The organism is Rhodococcus sp. EPR-147, assembly GCF_001647185.1.
In the GTDB taxonomy this organism is placed as follows: Bacteria; Actinomycetota; Actinomycetes; order Mycobacteriales; family Mycobacteriaceae; genus Rhodococcoides.
In genome coordinates this window covers 1-3,970 of sequence record NZ_LVCU01000055.1, presented here as the reverse complement: position 1 = coordinate 3,970, position 3,970 = coordinate 1, and the positions used below count along the sequence as shown (strand labels likewise).

At 64.3% G+C, this 3,970-nt stretch carries 3 protein-coding genes and 1 pseudogene; 2 read left to right on the top strand and 2 right to left on the bottom strand.

The features are described from left to right. Together A2J02_RS02345 and rplA are read left to right on the top strand one after the other, a co-directional pair. Window positions 1-255 (top strand): annotated as a pseudogene (locus tag A2J02_RS02345) (50S ribosomal protein L11); the annotation flags it as partial. An 89-nt stretch (window positions 256-344) separates the two neighbouring features. Further along, complete coding sequence (gene rplA / locus A2J02_RS02340) at window positions 345-1,064, top strand: 50S ribosomal protein L1 (RefSeq protein WP_027498276.1); 720 nt, start codon at window positions 345-347, stop codon at window positions 1,062-1,064. 70 nt (window positions 1,065-1,134) lie between these two features. On the opposite strand, the gene A2J02_RS02335 is transcribed toward rplA, so the two are convergent. Together A2J02_RS02335 and A2J02_RS02330 are read right to left on the bottom strand one after the other, a co-directional pair. Then, a complete protein-coding gene (locus A2J02_RS02335) occupies window positions 1,135-2,046 on the bottom strand; it encodes an alpha/beta fold hydrolase (RefSeq protein ID WP_068046253.1) in 912 nt (303 codons plus the stop codon). Between the two features lie 10 nt (window positions 2,047-2,056). Continuing rightward, on the bottom strand, window positions 2,057-3,970 hold a 1,914-nt coding region (locus A2J02_RS02330), incomplete at its 5' end, for a CocE/NonD family hydrolase (RefSeq protein WP_068046251.1).

Here is a 3,970-nt window from a genome sequence, read left to right as displayed (position 1 = left end):
ATCTCGGTCTACGAAGACCGCACGTTCGACTTCAAGCTCAAGACTCCTCCCGCTGCCAAGCTGCTGCTCAAGGCTGCAGGCGTGGCAAAGGGCTCCGGCGAGCCGCACAAGACCAAGGTCGCCAAGGTGACCATGGATCAGGTGCGCGAGATCGCCAAGACCAAGCAGGAAGACCTCAACGCCAACGACATCGATCAGGCCGCGAAGATCATCGCCGGCACTGCTCGCTCGATGGGCATCACGGTCGAAGGCTGATTACCAGCTCTCTGCAGTAACCGAAGTACACGTGGGAGAGCCGGCCAGGCTCGTCAACCACACTGAACTCGAACGAAGGACAGCAAGACATGGCAAAGCGCAGCAAGGCCTACCTCGAGCAGGCCGCAAAGATCGACCAGGACAATCTCTACTCTCCTCTCGAAGCCGCCAAGTTGGCCAAGGAGACCGCGTCGAGCAAGTTCGACCCCACCGTCGAGGTTGCAGTGCGACTCGGCGTCGATCCCCGCAAGGCGGATCAGATGGTGCGCGGCACCGTCAACCTTCCCCACGGCACCGGCAAGACCGCTCGGGTTATTGTTTTCGCCGCTGGTGAGAAGGCTGCAGAGGCCGAGGCAGCAGGAGCCGACGTCGTCGGAGCAGAAGATCTGATCGAGCGCATCCAGGGCGGTTTCCTGGACTTCGACGCCGCGATCGCCACCCCCGATCAGATGGCCAAGGTCGGCCGCATTGCCCGTGTCCTCGGACCGCGTGGCCTGATGCCGAACCCGAAGACGGGCACGGTCACCAACGATGTGACCAAGGCCGTCAACGACATCAAGGGCGGCAAGATCAACTTCCGCGTCGACAAGCAGGCCAACCTGCACTTCGTCATCGGTAAGGCCTCGTTCGACGAGACCAAGCTGGTGGAGAACTACGGCGCAGCGCTGGACGAGATCCTGCGTGCGAAGCCGTCGTCGGCCAAGGGTCGTTACGTCAAGAAGGTCACCGTCTCGACCACCACCGGACCCGGCGTCCAGGTCGATCCGAACCGCACGCGCAACCTCCTCGAGGACGACGCGAACGCGTAATTTCGTATCTGCGAACGAAGGCCGGTCTCCCCAGGGAGGCCGGCCTTCGTCGTAGGGTCTTGCCGAGGATCTAGGCCGCGTTCGCGCGAGCGAAGTTGGCCAGGACGATGCCGCTGATGCGGTCGAGCAACGCGGCGGGTAGGTCGTGGGCCATGCCGTCTATCAGCGTCAGCTCGGCACCGGGAACGGCGCGGGCGATGGCCTTGCCGCACGACGGTCGGACCAGTCTGTCGGCGGTCCCGTGAATGACGGTCGTCGGCGCGGTGATCTTCTTCGCGTACGGCCGCAGGCTGCCGGTGCCGGTGATCGCAGCCATCTGCCGCACGACGCCCGAGGGGTTGTAGTTCCGCTCGTACATCACCTGCGCGATCTCCAGTTGTTCCTCGAGCGGAGTGCGGAAGCCGGGAGAGCCGATGGTGGACAACGTCTTTGCCGAATGCGCGATGATTTCCTCTTTCGTGGCGTCCTTCCCGACGCCACCGAGCAGGGGCAGCAGGGCGCGTGGGTCCGGCGGAGGCAGGAACGGCTCGTTGGTGCTCGAGAAGAGAATGCCCACCGATTCGGTTCGTTCGGGGTAACTACCGGCGAAGACCTGAGTGATCATGCCTCCCATCGATGCACCGACGACGTGCACGGTATCGATGCCGAGGTGATCGAGTACTCCTACGGCGTCGGCGGCCATGTCGACGATCGTGTCGGGCACGTCGGAAGACATCCCGAGCTCGTGTCGGATCATTCGGAGGATCTGGGATCCCCGCACCTTTTGCCCGGTCATCTTCGTGGACAGTCCGATGTCGCGGTTGTCGATGCGGATCACTCGGTATCCCGCATCGACGAGGCGGGTACAGAAATCCATGGGCCACAACGTCAATTGCGCGGACAGGCCCATGATCAGCAGGACCGCAGGGTCATCGACCGAACCCATGTCCTCGTACGCGATCTCGACGGAGTTCGCCGGCGCGATGCCTTGTTCGATTCTCATGATGTCGTTCCTACCAGCCCGGCTCACCGAGTATGGGCACCACCAGGTAGCTCGGGCTTTCCGGGTCGATGCTGATGTCCTGTTTGCGTAGTCGAGTGCGCAGTAGGTCCGGCAAGATCGGGATGAACCGTGGTGTGTCGGTGGCGAATACGTCGACCCGGAGTCGGTGGCCAGTGGCGATGACGGCCTCGGTGGTGAGAATGTCGATATCGAGAACGATGGGTTCGCCGATGGGTACCGGAAGCAGCGCCGCTTCGGTGAGCGGGTGGTAGGGCCGGGTGTAGTCGCCGTTCGGCGCGAACAAGGAACGTTCGTCGTCCACGGCTCGACGCGAGGCCAGAAGAGCGCCGTTGCTGAGCACCGTCGAGGTCCCGTCGGGAGCGACGTCGCAGATCATGATGGCCCACAACGCTTCCCGTGCGTGGCAGACCACTCGAAGATGCAGATTCATCGGACCGGACAGAACGGCGTCCGACTCGGCCGGACCGGTGGTGAAGGTGACTGCGGCACCTTCGGCGAACCGGTTGTCGTAGGTGAATCCGCCCCCCAACACTGCCGTCACGCCGGCGAGTACCTGGGTGGTGTCACGCGAGACGACGGCCCGCAACGAGGGCCGCACCGTCAGGATGTCGCGGGACGTGGCCGGTTCGGTCGTGAGGCTGCCGTCGGCTACGGCGTGGGCTGCCGTTCCTGAGGGCGTCGCCGACAGGTACAGCCTGCGTGGTTGCGCCCGCGGAGCCGGAAAGCGGCCGTGCGCAGTCCAATTGCCGCCCTGTTGACGCAACGTGACGGGGCCGTAGTTCTCGATTCCGTTGTCGATGTCGCGTAGCCACTTGTCGAACCAGGCTCGCTCGAGCATATCGAGACGCGGTGGAAAGCCCGGTTCGCCGAACCCGATTCCGGGGTTGCCGTGGTACCCGTCACCGACGAGCAACTGCTTCGATCCGCGTTCGAGGGACAGCCGGTTGTAGATGTCGGGGGCGGAGCCGCCGAAGATGTCGTGCCAGCAGCCGTACAAGAATGTCGGCACCGCGATGTCCTCGATGGCGGCGTCGATGGTGTCGTAGTACTCGTCGTCGTAGATTCGTGAATCTCGTCCTGTGACAAAGCCTTTGGCCAGATCGAACAGGTTGGTGGCGGGGGACAGGGTGCGATCGCGGAGCCAGGTGAACGTGTCGATGCCGCCGATGGCCGGTGCCCACTTCAATGCGTTGACGGCGGTGAGCCACAGCGGGATGAACGCCGAGGTGGCCCCTCCGGTTGCGAAGATCTCGCGGACGATGTCCACCGAGCCCTCGACGGCGAAGATCGCGTCGAGCCCGGCGGGTTGCTTGGCTGCGGCCTGCAGCGCATTGATCGCCGAGTACGAGATGCCGGCCATTCCCACCCTGCCGTTGCACCAGTACTGGCGTCGGGCCCAGTCGATCACCTCGAGGGAATCGAGTTGTTCGCGGGTGCCCAGCACGTCCCAGGTGCCCGAGGAACTGCCGGTGCCGCGGACATCGACGATCATCTGAACGTACCCGCTGCGGACGAGGTGCCGGTTGACCGACAGCAGGTCCGCCGCCCCGCCTGCAACCACTCGGGTGCTCTCGGTGATGCCGTCGAAACGGGTTCCGGTGAGGTCGAACGCGGACGAGAAGGCTCTGATCGCACGACCGAGAACAGGGGTCTCGAGGATCGTGTCGATGCTCTTGATCAGCAGCTTGTTGTACGGCGTCAGATTCAGGACGGTGGGAAAACTCCCCGTCACCGCCTTACCCGATGCGTCGGCGGGGCGGACGACGTACGCGCGCAGCGCTGTGCCGTCGCTCATCGGGATACGAACGTTCGCCGATACCGACACTCGCGGATACCGCGGTTCCTCGCGCACGATCGCCGCCCACGCCGCTGCCGCGTCGCCGCCGCTGGGGTCGCGTACGGG

Excerpts from the sequence above, each read along its gene's own strand:
- rplA (WP_027498276.1), top strand. The coding sequence starts at position 345 with ATGGCAAAGCGCAGCAAGGCCTACCTCGAGCAGGCCGCAAAGATCGAC.
- A2J02_RS02335 (WP_068046253.1), bottom strand. The coding sequence starts at position 2,046 with ATGAGAATCGAACAAGGCATCGCGCCGGCGAACTCCGTCGAGATCGCG.